Below are 19,295 nucleotides of genomic sequence, written 5' to 3'. Positions count from 1 at the left end.
CCATTCGGGTTTCGCGAGAGATTCGTCTACCTCGTTGCAGGTCCGGACGCCCACGATAAGTATGGTCGGCACACCGCGTGACGGCCCGTTCCCGGGCAATTCGAAGGACTTCGTCGCCGAGTTGCGTCACTTATTGACACGGTCCCGTGGTATCGCGGCGCACCAGCTGAATGGGCAAAACATCGTGGACCGGCGGCCCCATTCCACCCGCCCTGATGCGCTCCACAAGCCGGCGCGCCGCAGTTCGTGCCATCGCTTCGACAGGCTGTCGGATTGATGTCAGTCCGACCAGCGGCGAGCCTGCCAGCGGCATGTCGTCAAAGCCGATAATCGATAGCCGCCCCGGCACTGCGATGCCCTGCCGTTTTGCTGCTTCAAGCACTCCGAGCGCGATGGTGTCATTGCCCGCAACGATGCCAGTGACGCGGTTCTCATCGCTTAGCATTGCAATGGCGCTGGAATATCCCGCTTCGCTGGTGTAATCACAAAAAATCAAAGGTACTGAAGTCAGCGGTATGCCCGCTCCTCGTAACCACTGCATGGCCCCTTTCACGCGGTCTCTGCTTGTCGACGTGTTCTGCGGACCCATTACAAGCCCGATTCGGCGATGACCGAGTTGATAGAGATGCTCGGCCGCGATCGCCCCAGCGTGAACATTGTCGATCTCTACCGTGTCGACCCTCACATTGTCGACGGACCGAACGACGAGTACCAAGGGAATGCCTCGTCTTTGCATCTCGGCCACGATCGGGGAATCCAGTGTCGCGGTCGCGAAGATCATTCCATCAAGATAGCCATCGATCAAAGGCCGAAACGCGAGCAAATTTCCTGAGTCGTTCATCGAGTCGATCATCAGCGTGATCTGGTAATCGAATTCCTGCAGTGCGTCATGTAGATGCGTCAGCAACAGCGTCATAAACCGGTTATGCAACGCTCCGACCACCACGCCGATCAGCTTCGTTGCTGACTTACGCGTGGGTCGACCTTGGGACGGAATCCTGTATCCCATTTCGGCAGCGACCGCTTGCACGGCGCTACGGGTGTCGCTACTGATGGCTGGATGCCCAGCCAAGGAACGAGACACAGTGGACACCGAGATGCCAAGGCGCTCGGCAACGTCTTCAAGCCGGACTTTTGAAGGCTTTGAGCGAACAATCGAACGTGCTTTAGTTTGCATAAATTTGCATTGGCAAGATGGCACAGACAAGCGGCTGAAGCTACGGATACCGTTGACAGGGTAAGTATGGATCATTTGCGCACATTTTGCAGAAAAAAATTGCGCTACATTTGCATGAACGCAGCAGGCCATCCAACTTCAGACAGCAGGCTGCTTCCCATCACCTCTGCAAAAAAGGAAATGCAAATGGCAATCCAATTCTTGAAGCACGGTCGTAGCGCCGAAGAGTCTTCGCAAGACGCCGCCAAGGTTCGCGACGTGGTCACGGGCATCCTGGCAGACGTTGCTTCGCGCGGTGACGATGCGGTCGCCGAACTCTCAACGAAGTTCGACAACTGGTCGCCTGAAAGCTTCAGACTGTCGGCAGACGAGATTGCAAGCTGCGTTCGTTCGCTGTCTCAAGGTCAGCTCGAAGACATCAAGTTCGCGCAGGCTCAGGTGCGGAACTTTGCCCAGGCGCAACGCGAGTCGCTTCGTGATGTCGAGGTGGAGACGCTGCCGGGCGTAGTCCTCGGCCATAAGAACATGCCCGTCGACAGCGTTGCGTGCTACGTTCCGGGCGGCAAGTTTCCGCTGGTTGCCTCGGCACACATGGGCGTCGTGACGGCCAAGGTCGCGGGCGTTCCCCGTATCATCACCGCATCGCCTCCGGTCGGCGGCAAGCCCAACCCTGCTGTGGTCGCCGCCATGCATCTCGGCGGTGCTGACGAGATCTACACGTTCGGTGGTGTTCAGGCCATCGCTGCGATGGCGCTCGGCACGCAGACGATCGATCCGGTTGCAATGGTGGTCGGACCGGGCAACGCGTTCGTCGCGGAAGCGAAGCGTCAGCTGTTCGGTCGCATCGGCATCGACCTCATCGCAGGACCGTCGGAAACGCTGATCATCGCCGACGACAGCGTCGATGCAGAAATTTGCGCGACGGACCTTCTGGGTCAGGCAGAGCATGGCTTCAACACTCCCGCTGTTCTTCTCACCAGCTCGCTGCAGTTGGCCAAGGACACCATCGCTGAAGTTGAGCGCCTGCTGAAGATCCTGCCCACGGCGAACACGGCAGGCGCTTCGTGGCGCGACTATGGTGAAGTGATCGTGGTAGACACGCTCGAGGAGATGGTCTCGGAAGCCGATCGCATCGCGTCCGAGCACGTCCAGGTGATGACACGCGACCCGGACTACTTTCTGAAGAACATGAAGAACTATGGTGCGCTTTTTCTCGGCGCGCGCACCAACGTCGCCTACGGCGACAAGGTGATCGGCACCAACCACACGCTGCCGACCGGCAAGGCGGCGCGCTACACCGGCGGCCTCTGGGTCGGCAAGTTCATCAAGACCTGCACGTATCAGAAGGTGCTGACGGATGAAGCGAGCGCTTTGATTGGCTCGTACTGCTCGCGGCTTTGCGCCATCGAGGGCATGATCGCGCACGGCGAGCAAGCCAACATCCGAGTGCGTCGGTTCGGCAACCGCGATGTGCCGTACGGTACCGCCGTCCCCGCCTGATTGCCGATAAGGAAACGCTCATGACACGGACCAAGCCGCGGCCGCGAACCGACTTTCACTGGTTCTGCCAGGTCAACATCCAGTGGAAAGACATCGACATCTACGGGCACGTGAATAACGCTGTTCACTACGCTTGGTTCGACACTGCAGTCAATGGATGGCTCGTCAAACGAGGCCTCCTGGACCCGGTTCGCGGTGAGACTGTCGGTTTGGTCGTGCACACGAGTTGCGAGTACTTTGACGAGGTCGTCTTTCCAGACCTCGTCACTTGTGGACTATCCGTAAGCAGAGTGGGTACAACCAGCGTAACGTATGAGATCGGCCTTTTCAGAAACGACAGTGATCAATCGTTCGCGCAAGGCGCCTTCGTTCACGCCTACGTCGACCGTATCACGCGCCGGCCGGTCCCGCTTTCTGACGATCTACGTAGCGCGGTGCGGCAAATTCGGAGCAGTCGCTGAGAGTCTCTTTGCTGGCGTAGCCAGCTTAACTATCTGAAGTGAACGTGTGAAGACAGCGGGCGTAGAGAGCGCTACGGCCGCCGCCCATTGCGTCCGTTTTCGCGGAGAAGGGTTCGGGCACGGTGATCAACATCGGATCGGTGGTACGCCCAGGCAAAAGAAAAAAACGGAGCAATTCGTGCTCCGCTTCTTCGGGCGACAGCTGCCTATCGTTCGCCGCCAAACTGCTGCAGTGTCTCCAGTGCTTCCAGAAGCACGTCCTTGGCAGGTCCCTTCAAATATTTCTTGAGTTCCTTCTCGACTTGGGTTTGCGCCGCGCGCCAGTGCGGCTCAGCCGCCTTCAATACACGGGCACCGGCGGGGCTAAGCTTCGCCAGCTTATAGCGCGCATCCTCATCGCTCGATACCTCAACCCATCCCGCATCGATTAGCAACTTGATGTTGCGCGAGATTGTCGTCTTGTCGAGCGATAACTCAGTCGCAATCTCGTTGTAGGTTGCCGAGCCGAGGCGGTCGAGGCCACGCAACAGGGTGAGCTGCGTGATCTTTAGACCCACCGGGCGCAATGCGTCGTCGTAAATGCTCGTCAGGGCGTTCGCCGAGCGCCTGAACTGGGTGCAATAGCATTCAGTGAACATCGACAGTCCTCCGGATAGACGCGCAATGTATATGCATCTATCGTATCACCTCTCGACAGCGACGTGTAGAACCGGTGACCGGTTGGACGTTAGATCTAAAAATGGACTCCGCGCCCATTCAGACTTCATGGCAGGGGCATCGAGGGTCCGTAGGGTTCTCACCAGGTTCCAAACCTGCCCACTTTTACTAGACTGATGCATATACATCAGTTGTAGATGCATCTCTCCTCGATTGAAGCCGTTACAGTCAGGGGCGAACGCATCAGAGGCGGTAGCAGACGAGACATTGTGCCTTGTTGGGGCCAGCCGCGTCGCACTGTCAACTTACATCCAAATAGATGTATATGCAACCAAAATCAGCCTGATGCTGCCCGGTTCATGCAGCTTTTCGTAAGTTGCATACGTATTCAGTCCGGACACAACCCACAACCTGATTCGCCTCTCTAGGAGCTCTCGGAAATGCCCATCATCGTTTGCAACACCCGCGCAGGACTGGATGTCGATGTCAAGCGAAAGATCGCGAAGGCGATCACCATCGCCGTCAACGAGACCATCAAATCCCCACTCGAAATCATCAGCGTAATCTTTAATGATCTGTCGTCCGAAAGCAGCTACATAGGTGGAGAACCAGGCGGCGACACGCTCATCATGTGTAACATTCGCGCCGGTCGATCCGACGAAGCGAAGCTCACTCTCGTCAAAAAGGTGAGCGCCATTTTCAGCGATTTCGCGGGCATTTCAGAGGACCGCATCGAGACCGGCCTGCTTGAATTCGTTCCCAAGTTCATCATCCGCGGTGGCAAGCAGCTGCCCGATCCGCCTTACGCGTGATCGACATCCCCACGATATGGGCCGTAAATAAGTTCACAAAACTTTGCATACCTATGCATCAGGAGACAGGTTTGGATACCAAGCACCGGACTGCGGCAGGGCATTCGTTACCGAAGATGCTGACGATTGCGACCGCCAGCTTTATTGGAAGTGCCATTGAGTGGTTTGACTTCTTTCTTTACGGGATCACCTCGGCACTTGTTTTTGGCAAGCTGTATTTCCCTGGTGGAGATCCAGTGACCGGGACGCTGCTGGCGTTCGGTACGTTCGCGGTCGGTTTCATCGCCCGGCCATTCGGCGGCATCGTCGCGGGCCATCTTGGCGACCGTGTCGGGCGCAAGTTCGTGCTGGTCACGACACTGCTCGCAATGGGCGTTTCGACCACGCTCATCGGTCTTGTGCCGTCTTACAACAGCATCGGACTCGCTGCGCCGATCCTTCTGATCCTGCTGCGCATCGTGCAAGGGTTGGCCGTCGGCGGAGAGTGGGGCGGGGCCGCGCTGATTGCCGTCGAGCACGCAAACCCGAACCGACGTGGCCTCTATGGCAGCTTCCCCCAGATGGGCCTTCCCGCAGGGTTGTGTATGGCAGTGGGCGGAATGGAACTGGCAAGTCGCCTGCCTGAAGCGGAGTTTCTGGCGTGGGGTTGGCGTATTCCGTTCCTGTTCAGTGCTGTCCTTGTCGCTGTCGGTCTTGTGATCCGACTCCGCATCGAAGAGCCGCCCGCTTTCAAGAAGGTACTTGACACCGATGCAACCGTCAAACTGCCCATCGTAGAGGCGGTTCGACGGTTCCCCAGGGCGATCCTGATGTCTGCCGGACTTCGGTTTGCGGACAACATTTTGTACTACGTATTTACGACCTTCGGCCTGACGTACATGACGAGCCATCTTGGCTTGCCGCGAAAGACGGTGCTTGTCGCGATTCTAATTGCCGCTGCGCTTGAACTGCTGACGAAGCCACTTTTTGGGGCGTTATCTGACAAGTTTGGTCGAAAGCAGGTGGTGGTCTTTGGCGCATCGATTGCGGTGGTGGCGCCCTTCCCGTTCTTCCACATGGTAGGAACTGGGAACCCGACGATGATCCTGCTCGCGGAAATCATGGTGCTCACGATTGCTCACGCTGCCGTGTTCTCGCCGATGGCCGCCTGGTTCGCCGAAATGTTCAGCGCCGAGGTGCGTTATAGCGGGGTGACGATTGGGTTCCAGTTGGGCGCATTGGTTGCCGGTGCACCGACGCCGCTAATCGCGACGGCACTGCTCGCGAAGTACGGCGACTACACGCCCGTGGCCATCTTCGCAATGATCGCGGCCGGCATCACGCTCGTCTGTGCGCTGTTCGCAAGGGTCGTCAATGATCGCAAAGCTCCTTCAACGGCGACGTTGATTCCGGCTAGCGGAACGCATGAAGGCTGAGCCGCGCTCCGTCGAGATTGATCGCTTCCGCGTGGAGGTGGAACCTGCACCTCGACGAACTGGAGTGGCCTGGAAATCATCATCGGCGACACAACGCACCGCACCTCACGCAACAAGATACGACTGCATCAAGAAAATGACACAACTCGCGACTGACGACATCTTCGAGAAGAAACCACCACGGGCACTTAGGCGACCCGTTACCGGGCACGAGGTTGCTCGTTTCGCGGGCGTTTCACAGTCCGCAGTGTCCCGTGTCTTCACGCCGGGCGCGAGCGTCTCCGACCGGACGCGTGCGAAGGTGGTCGCCGCGGCGACAACGTTGGGCTACCGGCCAAACCTGATCGCAAGCTCCTTAATCACTGGAAAGTCTCGCATTGTGGGCGTCGTCGTACCCGGACTGACGAATCCGTTCTACGCGGCTCTCGTCGGCACGTTATCCGATGCGCTTTCGGTGCGCGAATATCGGGTGATGCTGTTCACGGCAAGGCATGGGACGTCTGCCGATCCCATACTCGAAGAGATTCTGCGCTACCGGCTCGATGCACTGGTCCTTGTTTCGGCGCAACTCTCGTCACGCCTGGCGGAAGAATGTGCGGAGGTCGGACTGCCCGTTGTGATGGTCAACCGAAAGACTGACAGCGAAGCGGTATCGAGCGTGACAGGGGATAACCAAGCGGGCGCGGCCTGCATCGGCTCCTTTTTACTTGCTGGTTCGCATCGTCACTTTGCCTTCATGGCAGGGCTCGACTCTTCGTCGACTAGTCGTGACAGGGAAGCAGGTTTCCGTGAACGACTCCATCAGGCGGGCACCATGCCGCCGCTCAAGGTCCGCGGAAGTTACACCGCCGAGGAGGCATCTTGTGCCACCAGAAATCTTCTCAAGGCGGACACGCGTCCCGACGCCATCTTTTGCGCGAACGACCAAATGGCGATGGTCGCGATTGATGTCGCGCGTAGCGAGTTTGGTCTCGACGTGGGCAGAGAGCTCTCGATCGTGGGCTTCGACGACACCCAGCTTGCTGCCTCACCCGCTTATCGCCTAACCACCTTTTCACAGCCCGTGGACGAGATGGTGGACAGCGCGGTTAGGGTCCTCGTCGATGCCTGCAGTGGTCGCGACCTATCGGCGGGGCCACGCATCGTCAGCGGTCAATTAGTCGTGCGGGACTCTGCTCGCCTGCCTCCGAATGGACTGTCACAAGTCGGCGGGCACACGGTGTGGACCCAGCCAGCGAAGCAATCAATCAATCGAATTTGAATCAGAGAGGGACATATGTCTAAGGGACTTTTTAGTCTTGATGGTAAGACTGCTGTTGTGACTGGCGCGGGTCGTGGCCTTGGTGCGGACGTCGCTTCGTTGCTCGCCGAATCCGGCGCGCACGTCTATCTGCTCAGCAAGGATGCCGCGGAACTGGATAAAGTCGCCACGAGTATCCGTCGAAACGGTGGCGCGTGCACTTCTGTTGTATGCGACCTCTTAAAAGATGACCAACTAGAGCGGACATTCTCCGAACTCCCGACGCTTGACATCCTCGTCAACAATGCGGGCACCAACATCCCTTCACGACTCGCAGACGTCAAAACGTCGGATCTGGACTTTGTCATCGGCTTGAATGTCAGGGCGATGTTCCTGGTAACCCGCGCGGCCGTTCGCAAGATGCTCGAATGCGAATCGACAGGTGACCGTGCCATCATCAACATTTCGTCGCAGATGGGCCACGTGGGGGCACCTGATCGATCGGTGTACTGCATGACGAAGCACGCGATGGAAGGTCTTACGAAGGCAGCCGCTGTTGAACTCGCGCCTAGAATACGCGTGAACACGGTGGCACCTACGTTCGTCGATACCCCGATGACGCAGCCGTTCTTTGAGAACAAGCAGTTCAAGCGCTGGGTCTTCGACCGGATTCCGATGGGCCGTCTGCTTTCAAGTCACCAAGTCGCCGCGGCGGTACTGTTTCTCGCGTCGCCAGTTGCCGCAATGATCACCGGTACGAGTCTGCGTATCGACGGAGGATGGACGGCGCAGTAAGCGGGCTTGTCTGGCCGCGCCGGCGCGATCGATATGACGCGGCCGAGAGGCCGTAAGGCACGTGGTGTAGTCGCCGCGTTTACACCGAGGCAGGACGTGTCTTTGCTTGGACCGGATAAGGCCGACACTCGCGAGCGACCGTTTAACCCTGGCGATCAGAGTCGCCGTCCAGATTTCCGCCGTAACTCATGCGCCTTGCCCGCTCATTCGAGATGGCCTGGTCGAACTGCGGCCCGATCAGCTGGATGGGCGGGCCAAACGTGCCGCGCTAACGCGCATAGGCGCAGCGCGGGTTCGTCAAGCGTTCATGCACTGGACTGAAGTCAACGAGCGTGTCGAGATGGTACTCGGGCGGGAATCGGCCGCAGCGTTGCGCGTGCTCGCCGATCACGTCGCGTCGGATGAATTCCTGACCGCACATGAAAGCGCTCGCGCAAGCAATCCCGCGGCGTTCGGAAAGTGATCCACGGCGAAAGAACGAATCATTTGCGTGTCCGGAAACCTTGCGCATCTGACATTGGAGAGGCTCCATGTCCGGTGAAAAAATGGCGCTTTCAAGGAGTGCGACGACCATGCCCTACCTGCAACTCGACGTAACCGACCACTATTCAGTGGAGGACAAGCGGCGCCTGGCGCTGAAGATGAGCGAGACCTACGCGCGGATGATGTCGGTCGACATCAGGCGTATCAGCGTCGCGATTCGAGAGCTGGGCGATGGGGGTGTCTGGCGGATTCCCGAGGCCGGTGAAGAGCCCACCCCGGTCGCGGTCATGATGCTGGACATCAGAAAGGGCAGGACGCCCGAACTGCGTATGGATGTGGCCAAAGCGCTGTGCGCGCACTGCATCGAAATTCTTGGCCTGCGTGAAGACCGGCTCAACGTCGAATTCACCCAGCATTCCGGGGATGAGATGTACCACCCGGTGCTGGGCGGCTATAGCCCGGAGTGGACGCCGGGCGAGCAGTAAGGCGAACTACGCTTAAAGCGCAAGGGGCGTGACACCCGACGCCCGCTGTATGGTTTGCGGTGGCTGACCGAATGCACGCAGGAACGCTTGACGCATCCGCTCCCGGTCACCAAAGCCTGTCTCTCTCGCAACGATCTCGATCGGGTGACGAGTCGTCTCCATCATCAGACGAGCGGCTTCAACGCGAAGCCGCTCGACTGCCTTCGCGGGCGATTGACCCGTTTCCTCACGAAACACGCGGCTGAACTGACGCGGACTGAGCCGTGCCGCTTCGGCCAGCCGCTCGACCGACAAATCGCTCGCCAGGTTTTCGCTCGCGTAGGCAAGTGCCATCTGAACGCGGTCTGAGCGCGCGCCCATCTCAAGCAGCGCCGAAAACTGCGACTGACCGCCACCGCGACGCTGGTAAAGCACGAGCTTGCGCGCAACCATGCGCGACGTGTCCAGCCCGAAGTCGTTTTCGACGATCGCAAGCGCGAGATCCACGCCGGCGCTCATGCCGGCCGACGTCCAGATCTGTCCATCCACGACGAAGATGCGGTCTTCTTCGAGCTGTACGTTCGGATACTGCTTCTGGAAGTCACGCGCGTGGAACCAGTGTGTCGTTGCGCGCTTTCCTTCCAGCAGACCTGCAGCAGCCAGAACAAATGCACCGGTACAGATCGACGCAATTCGCCGTGATTGGCGCGGCGCTTCCCGAAGGTAATCCACCAGCGCGGCCGAGGGAAGGCGGCATTCGTTGTCGCCCGCCACGATGAGGGTGTCGTAGCCCTCTTTGGCAAGTGGTTCGCTATGAACCGAAAACCCCTGGGACGAAGCGATAGGTCCACCGTGCTCGGACACGATGCTGAACTCGTAAGCTGCTTCGCCGCGCAGCAGATTGGCGTATTCGAAGACGCTGGCCACAGCGAGCGCGAGCGACTGGAAGTTGGGATAGACGACGAGTCCGACGGTATGCATTGATGCCTCGCGAGTCATGGCTTGATTCGTTGAAGGTAGCACATAACGGACAGCAATGTGGATGAGGGCGTGGCTGAAATTCTTGCATATATGACATTGAGGTCGTGTGCGGCCGAGCTCAGAATTCGCTCCATGAACCGACGCCCTGTTGGTTCAACTACCCACCCAAAGGACTGAAAATGACTTCCTCTACGAACGGTTTCGCGCTGATCACCGGCGCATCGGCTGGCATTGGCGCCATCTACGCTGACCGTCTCGCCGGGCGCGGCTTCGACCTTATTCTGGTGGCACGCAACCAGACCCGACTGAACGCTCTCGCAGAGCGTCTTACGAAAGAGACCGGCCGCTCGATCGAAACGATTGCCGCCGATCTCAACGACAAGGCTGCGCTCGCGAAAATCGAGACCCTGCTTCGCGAAGACCCGCGCATCACGATGCTGGTGAACAACGCGGGCGTCGGCTCGGTCGCATCGGTTCTCGATGGTCACGTCGACTCCATGGAATCGATGATCAACCTGAACATCACAGCACTGACGCGTCTTACCTACGCGGTTGCGCCTGCGTTCGTCGCCAAAGGCTCGGGCACCATCATCAACATCAGTTCGGTGGTCGGCATTGCAGTCGAGCTGCTGAACGGTGTGTACAGCGCCTCGAAATCGTACGTGCTGAGCTTCGGCCATGCGCTTCAGCGCGACCTCGCAGGCAAGGGCGTGCGTGTGCAGACCGTGCTGCCGGCAGCGACGGCAACCGAGTTCTGGGACGTCGCCGGCTATGCGAAGCAAAAGGAAGCCGCGAGCACGATGACAGCCGACGATCTGGTGGATGCCGCGCTCGCGGGCCTCGATCAGGGCGAACTCGTGACCATCCCGACGCTGCACGATGGTGACGACTGGACGAAGTGGGAAGCCGACCGTCGCGCGCTGGCTCCCCGGTTCGCGAACGCCAAGGCCGCGCCGCGCTACACGTCGAACGCCACGCCCGCCCAGTAAGTCCGTCAACCCATATTGCAAAAGAGCCTGATCATGAACCTCCTTAAATTCGGCGCCGCTGCGCTCGCGATGGCCACTGCCTTTGCGTTGCCGGTGGGCGCTTCGGCACAGTCACGCGGCAAGGTTCTCGTTGTGATGTCGAGCGCGCATGAGCTCGACCTGCGCGATGGCAAGCGCTATGAGACCGGGTACTACCTGAACGAGTTCGTCGTGCCGTATCGCAAGCTTATCGAGGCAGGCTACGAGCCGGTCATCGCGAACCCGAAGGGCGACATGCCCGTCATGGACGTCAACTCGAACAACAAGATGTTTTTTGGCGGCGATGATGCAGCGCGCGCTGACGCACTGAAGTACGCGCAAGGCATCGCCCAGCTGAAGTATCCCAAGACGCTCGCGTCGGTGGTCGCCGAGGGAACAGGCGGCTATGTCGGGCTCTTCATTCCGGGTGGCCACGCCCCGATGGTCGATCTGCTGAAGGACCGTAATCTCGGCAGGATCCTGGTCAGCCTTCATGACAGCGGCCGTCCGACTGGAATCATCTGCCACGGACCCATCGTGCTGCTGTCCACGCTGAAGGATCAGGACGCCTTCGTCACATCGATGATCGCCAATGACGGCAAGGCGAATTCGCTCGCTGCAGCCTGGCCGTATGCCGGTTATCGCATGACCGTGTTCTCAACGGGTGAAGAGCAGCAACTCGAAGGCCCGAACGGTCTCGGCGGCAATGTTCAGTTCTACCCGGTGAATGCACTCGCAGAAGCGGGCGCGCATGTCGATACGGTCGCGAACTGGCACAGCAACGTGGTCGTCGATCGCGAACTGGTTACGGGTCAGCAGCCGATGTCGGCACCGGAATTCGGTGACGTCCTGGTGGCGAAACTGAAAGCGCGCACGAACTGATCTCGGTAATCGAGCAAGTTCGTGAAAGGACTGGATGCGTTGTATCCGGTCCATTTTTGATGGGTTTCCCGATGACCTGAAAACCCGACCTATTCGACATGGTTTGAGGCATCGGCGTCATCTAAGGTAGTGGCAACAGATTTCTGGCGGCGCCTGCAGCGGTCGCCGTTCCGGTTCCTCAGGTTCCTTTAATCCTCCGGTGAATTCGTCCGTGAACACGTCAGCGGTTGGAGAGGCATGCAATGTCGAGAGATCAGGATACGTCGCCACAAGAAGCGCCACTCCACCAACATCTCGCCGGATCGCGACACGGGTATCGGTTCGTGGTCCGAAGACGCCTTTCTCCGCGCCATGCGTGAAGGCGTGGCGCGAGACGGGTCGCATCTTTTCCCCGCCTTTCCCTACGACCACTTCACCAGGCTGTCGGACGAGGACATTCACGCGCTGTACGCATTCGTCATGACACAGCAGCCCGTGCACGCAGAGAACCATCCGAACGAGATGCCGTTTCCGCTTGGCATCCGGGCGCTTCAGGCGGGATGGAAGCTGTTGTTCTTCGATCCGGAGCGATTCGAACCGCGAGACGATCGATCGCCCGCCTGGAATCGCGGCGCTTATATCGCCGAGGGGCTGAGCCACTGTTCCTCCTGCCACACGCCGCGCGGTCCGCTGGGCGAGGAACTCACGAATCGTCTCTATCAGGGTGCATCGGTCGACGGCTGGTTCGCTCCGGCTATGACCGCGGCCAATCCTGCGCCGGTGCCGTGGACGTCGGCGGAACTGCACGACTATCTGAACACCGGAGCGAGCCACTATCACGGAACAGCGGCAGGGCCGATGGCTCCCGTCACGCAGGGGCTCGGCGCTCTCAGTGCCAAAGACCAGCAGGCGCTGGTGACCTACGTCGAGTCGATCGGCGACGGCGATGCGAGGGCGGCTCATACGGCTTCGGCGGTGTCATCGGCGCTCGACGTCGATGCGCAGGATCGTAGCCGTATGGCAAGTGCGGGAGGGCGCCTGTTCGTCGCCGCGTGTGCCTCGTGTCATTACAACCGGGCGCCCGACGTCAATCCCAACAGACCGGAACTGGGACTGAACAGCGCCGTTTTTCTGGACGATCCGTCGAATCTCATTCGCGTGATTCTATACGGCATCAACGCGAAGGACGGCGCCGCCGGCATTGTGATGCCAGGCTTCGCACGTGGCTTGACGGACGACGACGTGGCGAGCATCGCCGGCTATTTACGCAGCACCCGCACGACCAAAGCGCCGTGGCCGGATCTCGCGAAACAGGTTGCAGCAATCCGTGCCGCAGGGACAGGAGAAATTCGATGACAATTTCGGCTGCGGGATTGGCATGTGTGGTGCGTGTACGGTCCATGTCGGCGGTCGCGCGACGCGCTCGTGCGTCACGCAGCTAGGTGCCGTGGGAGGCGCCGATATCACGACGATCGAAGGGCTCGATCCGCACGGCCAGCATCCCGTGCAACGTGCATGGAGAGAACTCCAGGTTCCGCAGTGCGGCTATTGCCAGTCCGGTCAGATCATGCACGCGGCCGCGATGCTGAAAGACTTTCCCGATCCAACCGACGCGGATATCGACGCAGTGATGACCGGCAATCTATGCCGATGCATGACGTATTCGCGTATCCGGGAAGCAATCAGGCAGGCAGCGCGGGAACTGGCGGAGAACAAGGCATGAGCAGGGCCCAGCACGGCGGCGAAAACTCGGCCATCAATCTGTCGCGCCGTTCCTTTCTGGTGGCGACCGTCGCGACGGGTGCATTCTTCGGCTTTTCGCAGACCGCGTTCGCGCTCAATGCGTTTGGAAGCGCGTCGCCGGCATCAGCGTCAGCGACATCGGGCGAGCCGGTTTTCGAGCCGACTGTGTGGTTCGGGATCGACCACGAAGGCGCTGTGTCCGTGAACGTGCCGAAGGCCGAGATGGGTCAGCACATCGGCACAGCCATAGCGCGGATCCTGGCCGACGAACTCGAAGCCGACTGGAAGATGGTCCGGATCGTGGGTGTCGATACCAATCCCAGATGGGGGTTCATGGTCACGGGGGGAAGTACATCGGTGTGGGCGACGTTCCCGGTTTTTAGCCGGGCGGGTGCGGCCGGTCGTATTGCATTGATCGAAGCAGGTGCGAAGCTGCTGGATGCGTCCGCCGCACGATGTGTTGCCAGGACTGGCGCCGTCCATGCGAATGGTCGGTCAATCAGCTACGGCGAGATCGTGCGCCGCGGCAACCTCGGACGCCGCTTTTCCGCTGACGAGCTGAAAGCGCTGCCGATCAAAGGCGCCGCCAATCGTACGTTGATCGGAAAGCCGACCCGCGCGCTCGACGTTCCCGACAAAATTATCGGCGCGGCGGTCTATGGTATCGACGTCGACGTGCCAGGCATGGTCTACGGCCGGCCGAAGCTACCGCCCACGCGCTACGGATCAAAGGTGCTCTCGATCGACGACAGTGCTGCGCGAGGCGTTAAAGGCTACCTGCGTCGCGTGGCGCTGGACGATCCGTCCGGAACGGTACCTGGCTGGGTGATGGTGATAGCGGACAGCTTCTATGCGGCGCTACGCGCGGTCGATCTCGTGAAGGTGCAGTGGCAGGTTGGCGACACGGCGACGGTTTCCGAAAAGGATCTGTTCGACCATGCCGCAGCGCTTGTGGCGGACAAGCGCCAGGGCGCGCTGCTCGATACAGGCGGAGGTGATGTCGACGGTGGCCTCGCACACGCAGCAAAGACGCTCGAAGGCACCTGCACCACGACGGGCGTGCTGCATTTTCAACTCGAACCCGTCAACGCCGTAGCGTTCGAGAAAGACGCGGTCTTCGAAATTCATACCGGCAATCAGGCACAGGACTTCATTCTGCCCGTTCTCGCAAAAGCGCTTCAAGTTCCTGTGGAGCGCATCGTCATGCGGACGTACCTGATAGGCGGCGGCTTCGGTCGACGGCTAAACGGCGACTACGCGGTCCCTGCGGCGCTGACCACGAAGGCGCTGGGATGTCCGTTCAAAATGGTGCTGACCCGAGAAGACGACACGCGGCTCGACTCGTTGCGCTCGCCCACGCTACAGCGGCTACGCCTTGGATGGAATAGCGAAGGAAAGATCGTGGCGATGGAACACGTCGCTGTTGCAGGCTGGCCGAGTCTGACGGTCTTTCCAGGCAACATGCAGAAGGGCACCAATGGTGCATCGTACGATCCGTTCTCGATCTCGGGAGCGGACCACTGGTACGACGTTGGTGCACTGCGGGTCCGTGCAGTCAACAACGATCTCGCACAAAAAAGCTTTCGTCCGGGGTGGTTGCGTGCAGTCGCGCCAGGATGGACGAACTGGGCGCTCGAGTCGTTCCTGGACGAGGTGGCGCATGTGCAGAGGATCGATCCCGTGGCGCTGCGTCTCGCGCATCTCACTGGCACGGGCCGGAACGCCGGCGCAGCGCCGAGTTCGACGGGTGGCGCGCTGCGGCAGGCCAACGTCATCCGGCGTGTGGCCGCACGTGCCGGCTGGGGACGCGCGATGCCGCCCGACACGGGTCTCGGCCTTGCCAGTTCGTTCGGACAGGAGCGCGCGATGCCGACATGGTGTGCGTGCGTGGCGCAGGTCAAGGTAGACGGGCAGACGGGACACGTAACGGTGCAAAAGTTGTGGATGGAGATCGATGCGGGCTCAATCATCGATCCCGATGGCGCCATGGCGCAGGCACAGGGCGCGACGTTGTGGGGCTTGAGCATGGCGCTTTACGAAGGCACCGGATTCGAAAACCGGTATGTGAAGGATCTGAACCTGGATGCCTATACGCCGCTGCGCATGGCGGACGTTCCGAATATGGACATCGCCTTCGTGGACAGCACGGAGGCGCCCGTCGGACTTGGCGAACCGCCGACTACCGTAGTCGCACCGGCTATCGGCAACGCGATTTATGCCGCTATGGGCGTGCGGATGCGCCACCTGCCTATCCGGGCAACGGACATCGTGCTGGCACTGGATCAGGCCCGGCAGAAGACTACGAGCTAACGGAAAAAAACATCATGAGACAACCTTTCTACAAAGTTCTGTACGTGCAGGTGCTGCTGGCGATTGCCGCTGGCATTCTGTTAGGTCACCTGTACCCGCAGTACGCGACCGCAATGAAGCCACTTGGGGACACATTCATCAGGTTCATTCGCATGATCATCGGACCGGTGATCTTCTGTACCGTGGTCACGGGCATCAGCAGCATGAGCGATCTGAGAAAGGTGGGACGCGTCGGTGGAAAGGCGCTGGTCTACTTCGAGGTTGTGTCATCTATTGCTTTGTTGATCGGCTTGATGGCCGGCCATGTGCTCCATCCTGGCGACGGGTTCAATGTGTCGGTTGCGTCGCTGGACACACGGGCGATAGCAGGCTTCGTCAGCCAGTCGGAACATCTCGACGGGCTGACCGGCTTTCTGTTCGGGATCATTCCGGTGTCGTTCTTCGATGCGTTTGCCAAGGGCGACACGCTGCCCATTCTTTTCGTATCCTTCATGTTCGGCATTGCGATCTCTGCGGCGGGGGAGCAGGCAAGCGGCGTGACGGCCATGATTGAAAAGCTGTCTGCAGTGTTCTTCTCTTTCGTCAAGATCATCACGAAAGCTGCGACTGCCGGAGCATTCGGTGCGATATCGTTCACGGTCGGGAAGTACGGTATTGCATCGTTGATACCGCTCTTCAAGCTGATCCTGACGTTCTACGTGACGGCGTTCATCTTTATTGCATTGGTGCTTGGGACTGTCACCCGGATGGCGGGGTTTAGCGTGTTCCGGCTTCTCGCCTTTCTGAAGGATGAACTGTTTGATTGTGCTCGGAACGAGCACGTCCGAAGCGGCGCTTCCTCAGTTGATACAGAAGCTGGAAAGACTGGGCTGCTCGAAAGCGGTGGTTGGTCTGGTCGTGCCTACCGGGTACTCGTTCAACCTTGACGGCGCCAACGTTTATATGACGCTCGCCGTTCTGTTCCTTACCCAGGCGACGAATATACATCTGACGACCGGTCAGGAATTGACGCTCCTGGCTGTCACCATGCTCACGTACAAAGGATCCAGTGCGGTTGTCGGTGCAGGTTTTGTTGCGCTTGCGGCAAGTCTCGCGGTTGTGCCTACCGTCCCTGTAGCAGCAATGGTGCTCATCCTGGGTATCGATCGTTCATGGCAGAGTGCCGCTCGTTGGTGAACGTCATCTGCAATGCAGTAGCGGTTGTCGTGGTGTCCGCGTGGGAGGGGGAGATCGATCGGTCGAAGATGCACGCGGTGCTCTACGGAGAGGGCGATCAACGCGTCTCGATCGATGGATCGGCAACGCTGAATGGGTCACAATCTGTCGATAGCCAGGCGCATTAATCTGTCCGGCGGCCTTAGATAGCCGGACCTTGCCCGTCGTCCCGCACGCGTGACCTTTCCGGGCCGCGCGTCGCGCGTCATCTACGGCCATTCGCCTTTACGTTTAGATGGTCATTCGAGCGGCTGCTTGACTCAATTAACAGACCTTCATGTTCGGTTCGAGCGATGAACCAACCGCGCATACGGAACCGAATGGAGTGCCGCCCGCCTGAATTGCCCTCTGGCGTCGCCGCGCAGCGGCGCAAAGCCTGCGTTTGCTTCATAACGAACATCCCCGCTCTTTGCCGGGCAACGGCTTACCGCAGGGGGAAGCCGTCATTCGTCTCGCTTCAGCTGGCAAATCCTCCCGCGGGATCAGTCGAGCACGGCCACCCGCATACTCCAATCGTCAATAAGGCTCACGATGCCCGCACCTCACGGACCCCCTTACCTATGCGCCGCCGCAGCAGCGTGCGCAGCGTCACGCCGTCCGCGTAACCGACCTGCTCGGCGATGCGATCCACGCTAAGCTTGCTCGTTTTCAGCAGATGTACGGCGCGCTCGACCCGCAGATCCTGAATGTACTCGACGGGCGTTTTACCGAGCACCTCGTTTAGACGTCGCGTCAATGTTCGCTTGCTGGTCGCCAATTCTTCGGCGGCGGCGTCGAGCGCGATGGCCGTGTGTAGGTGTTCGCGCACCCAGCGGTCGAAACGCTCGACGAGCGGGTCCGAATGGGCTAGGTGATCGGAGATCGCAAAGGCAGATTGCGACGGCCGCGAATCGAATACGAGGTACCTGCCTACGAGCGCCGCAAGCTCCGGGCTGTTGTTGCGGATCAACCAGAGCGCCAGGTCGAGATGGCTCAGGGCCGCTCCTGCCGTTACCGTGCTGCCGCTGGGCACGACAATGCGATGGGCATCCAGGTGCACTTGAGGGTACCGCTGCCGGAACATCGGGGAAAGCCACCAGGTGGTCGTGGCTTCGCGCCCATCGAGCAAGCCGCTTTCGGCTAGCACAAAGGTCCCTGTACAGGCGGCTCCGACATGGGAACCGGCACTGTGCCACGAGCGCAATGCACCAAGCGCCTCGACCACGTCCATCCGGCCGAGCGAAGGCACGAGCAGATCCGTCGTCGTCCTGTTAAGCGCCGGTACGACGACCCAGTCCGGGGCCGGGGCGCCTGTCATGTCGCGCACGGGAACCTGCAACCCAAGGGCGGTGCGCACCTCTGGCCGCATCCCCGCAACGGTGATTTCGAAGCCCGGTGTGGCCATCCCCGTCGCGCGCGCCAGTTCGTTGGCCGTCGTCAACGCATCGAGCACGGTGGTGAGACCAGTGTCGAACACGCCCTCGAGCGCCAGGACAAAAATTCGCATGGCAGGATCGATACCAAAATTGTCGATTGAGACAGTATCTCCAGGAGAGCCCTGTTTGTAAAGTCTGGACCAACGCGTGAACTCGTCACGCGCCAACTGGAGAGCAAGGATGATCAAGAAAGCACTATTCGTCCGACTTGAAGCCAAGCCGGGAAAGGAGCAGGCGGTAGCAGACTTCCTCGATGACGGCCTGGAAATGACGAATCGGGAGGCAACCACACCGATCTGGTTCGCCCTCAGGCTGTCGCCGACAACGTTCGGCGTCTTCGACGCCTTTGCCAGCGAAGAGGATCGCCAGGCACACCTGCACGGGAGCATGGCCGGCGCCCTGATGGCACGGGTCGACGAGATGCTTGCCAGCCCTCCATCGGTCGAGCCGATCGACGTTCTGGCGATGAAGAACACGCTGCCCTGAAGCCCGGTTAGCCATCACCGAACGATCCTCGCCCGTCAAGCAGATTGCGCGAATGACGGGCAACCATAGACAATTCCCGGAGATTAAAATGTTTGCATTGCGAAATAAACTGGCCATTACCGCCCTGATTGCCATGGGCGCTACGATGGCTCACGCCGAGGCGAAGGCGGCTGCGAAAGATGTGGTCATTGTGCATGGCGCACTGGTGGATGGCTCCGGCTGGCGGGCCGTCCACGACATCCTGGTCAAGGATGGTTACCACGTGACGATCGT

17 protein-coding genes and 3 pseudogenes are annotated in these 19,295 nt (G+C 59.8%); 15 read left to right on the top strand and 5 right to left on the bottom strand.

Annotated features, from left to right (window positions below):
• Nucleotides 1-130: 130 nt before the first annotated feature.
• Nucleotides 131-1,177 (bottom strand): LacI family DNA-binding transcriptional regulator, encoded by a 1,047-nt coding sequence (locus J8I87_RS38255; protein WP_209937578.1) that lies wholly within the window; start codon nucleotides 1,175-1,177, stop codon nucleotides 131-133.
• A gap of 186 nt (nucleotides 1,178-1,363) precedes the next feature.
• Between J8I87_RS38255 and hisD the strand changes: the two genes are divergently transcribed.
• Together hisD and J8I87_RS38245 are read left to right on the top strand one after the other, a co-directional pair.
• Nucleotides 1,364-2,677, top strand: coding sequence for a histidinol dehydrogenase (gene hisD / locus J8I87_RS38250; RefSeq protein WP_209937588.1), 1,314 nt, complete (start codon nucleotides 1,364-1,366; stop codon nucleotides 2,675-2,677).
• Between the two features lie 20 nt (nucleotides 2,678-2,697).
• On the top strand, nucleotides 2,698-3,138 hold the full coding sequence (locus tag J8I87_RS38245) for a thioesterase family protein (protein ID WP_209937577.1): 441 nt from the start codon (nucleotides 2,698-2,700) through the stop codon (nucleotides 3,136-3,138).
• Nucleotides 3,139-3,344: 206 nt separating this feature from the next.
• On the opposite strand, the gene J8I87_RS38240 is transcribed toward J8I87_RS38245, so the two are convergent.
• A complete protein-coding gene (locus tag J8I87_RS38240; RefSeq protein ID WP_209937576.1) occupies nucleotides 3,345-3,776 on the bottom strand; it encodes a MarR family winged helix-turn-helix transcriptional regulator in 432 nt (143 codons plus the stop codon).
• Nucleotides 3,777-4,235: 459 nt separating this feature from the next.
• Here J8I87_RS38240 and J8I87_RS38235 point away from each other — a divergent pair, with 459 nt between their 5' ends.
• The 4 genes from J8I87_RS38235 to J8I87_RS38220 all read left to right on the top strand — a co-directional run bounded on the left by J8I87_RS38235 (nucleotide 4,236) and on the right by J8I87_RS38220 (nucleotide 8,057).
• Entirely contained in the window at nucleotides 4,236-4,607 is a 372-nt protein-coding gene (locus tag J8I87_RS38235) for a tautomerase family protein (RefSeq protein WP_209937575.1), read from the top strand.
• A 71-nt stretch (nucleotides 4,608-4,678) separates the two neighbouring features.
• Nucleotides 4,679-6,022 (top strand): MFS transporter, encoded by a 1,344-nt coding sequence (locus J8I87_RS38230; protein ID WP_245254462.1) that lies wholly within the window; start codon nucleotides 4,679-4,681, stop codon nucleotides 6,020-6,022.
• A complete protein-coding gene (locus tag J8I87_RS38225; protein WP_209937573.1) occupies nucleotides 6,012-7,283 on the top strand; it encodes a LacI family DNA-binding transcriptional regulator in 1,272 nt (423 codons plus the stop codon). The genes J8I87_RS38230 and J8I87_RS38225 overlap by 11 nt, the downstream gene beginning before the upstream one ends.
• A 15-nt stretch (nucleotides 7,284-7,298) precedes the next feature.
• Nucleotides 7,299-8,057, top strand: a complete 759-nt coding sequence (locus J8I87_RS38220; RefSeq protein ID WP_209937572.1) for an SDR family NAD(P)-dependent oxidoreductase — start codon at nucleotides 7,299-7,301, stop codon at nucleotides 8,055-8,057.
• Nucleotides 8,058-8,325: 268 nt separating this feature from the next.
• On the opposite strand, the gene J8I87_RS38215 is transcribed toward J8I87_RS38220, so the two are convergent.
• Nucleotides 8,326-8,631 carry a hypothetical protein gene (locus J8I87_RS38215; protein WP_209937571.1) on the bottom strand — a complete coding sequence of 102 codons (306 nt, stop codon included), beginning with the start codon at nucleotides 8,629-8,631 and terminating at the stop codon, nucleotides 8,326-8,328.
• Here J8I87_RS38215 and J8I87_RS38210 point away from each other — a divergent pair.
• On the top strand, nucleotides 8,630-9,025 hold the full coding sequence (locus tag J8I87_RS38210) for a tautomerase family protein (protein ID WP_209937570.1): 396 nt from the start codon (nucleotides 8,630-8,632) through the stop codon (nucleotides 9,023-9,025). The genes J8I87_RS38215 and J8I87_RS38210 overlap by 2 nt on opposite strands.
• Before the next feature lie 12 nt (nucleotides 9,026-9,037).
• Here the strand turns inward: J8I87_RS38210 and J8I87_RS38205 are convergent, their stop codons facing one another.
• Entirely contained in the window at nucleotides 9,038-9,985 is a 948-nt protein-coding gene (locus tag J8I87_RS38205) for a GlxA family transcriptional regulator (RefSeq protein WP_009769977.1), read from the bottom strand.
• A gap of 179 nt (nucleotides 9,986-10,164) precedes the next feature.
• Between J8I87_RS38205 and J8I87_RS38200 the strand changes: the two genes are divergently transcribed.
• From J8I87_RS38200 to dctA, 6 genes and pseudogenes are all read left to right on the top strand, one after another.
• Nucleotides 10,165-10,974: an SDR family oxidoreductase gene (locus J8I87_RS38200; protein WP_209937569.1), complete on the top strand. Its 810-nt coding sequence runs from the start codon at nucleotides 10,165-10,167 to the stop codon at nucleotides 10,972-10,974.
• Nucleotides 10,975-11,007: 33 nt separating this feature from the next.
• Nucleotides 11,008-11,874, top strand: coding sequence for a type 1 glutamine amidotransferase domain-containing protein (locus J8I87_RS38195; protein ID WP_209937568.1), 867 nt, complete (start codon nucleotides 11,008-11,010; stop codon nucleotides 11,872-11,874).
• A 549-nt stretch (nucleotides 11,875-12,423) separates the two neighbouring features.
• Nucleotides 12,424-13,209, top strand: a complete 786-nt coding sequence (locus tag J8I87_RS38190) for a cytochrome c (RefSeq protein WP_209937566.1) — start codon at nucleotides 12,424-12,426, stop codon at nucleotides 13,207-13,209.
• A gap of 4 nt (nucleotides 13,210-13,213) precedes the next feature.
• Nucleotides 13,214-13,576 (top strand): annotated as a pseudogene (locus tag J8I87_RS38185) ((2Fe-2S)-binding protein); the annotation flags it as partial.
• Nucleotides 13,573-15,906 carry a xanthine dehydrogenase family protein molybdopterin-binding subunit gene (locus tag J8I87_RS38180; RefSeq protein WP_209937564.1) on the top strand — a complete coding sequence of 778 codons (2,334 nt, stop codon included), beginning with the start codon at nucleotides 13,573-13,575 and terminating at the stop codon, nucleotides 15,904-15,906. The pseudogene J8I87_RS38185 and the gene J8I87_RS38180, both read left to right, overlap by 4 nt.
• 14 nt (nucleotides 15,907-15,920) lie before the next feature.
• Nucleotides 15,921-17,249, top strand: a pseudogene (gene dctA / locus J8I87_RS38175) (C4-dicarboxylate transporter DctA).
• A 398-nt stretch (nucleotides 17,250-17,647) separates the two neighbouring features.
• On the opposite strand, the gene J8I87_RS38170 reads toward dctA, so the two are convergent.
• The gene (locus tag J8I87_RS38170) at nucleotides 17,648-18,607 is read right to left on the bottom strand and encodes a GlxA family transcriptional regulator (protein WP_209937586.1); all 960 of its coding nucleotides are present in this window, start codon (nucleotides 18,605-18,607) and stop codon (nucleotides 17,648-17,650) included.
• Nucleotides 18,608-18,716: 109 nt separating this feature from the next.
• On the opposite strand from J8I87_RS38170, the gene J8I87_RS38165 reads away from it, so the two are divergent.
• On the top strand, nucleotides 18,717-19,022 hold the full coding sequence (locus J8I87_RS38165) for a putative quinol monooxygenase (RefSeq protein WP_209937563.1): 306 nt from the start codon (nucleotides 18,717-18,719) through the stop codon (nucleotides 19,020-19,022).
• Between the two features lie 52 nt (nucleotides 19,023-19,074).
• A pseudogene (locus J8I87_RS38160) lies at nucleotides 19,075-19,295 on the top strand (hypothetical protein); the annotation flags it as partial.

It is taken from the genome of Paraburkholderia sp. LEh10, assembly GCF_017814945.1.
In the GTDB taxonomy this organism is placed as follows: Bacteria; Pseudomonadota; Gammaproteobacteria; order Burkholderiales; family Burkholderiaceae; genus Paraburkholderia.
This window is presented reverse-complemented; position numbering and strand designations above follow the sequence as displayed.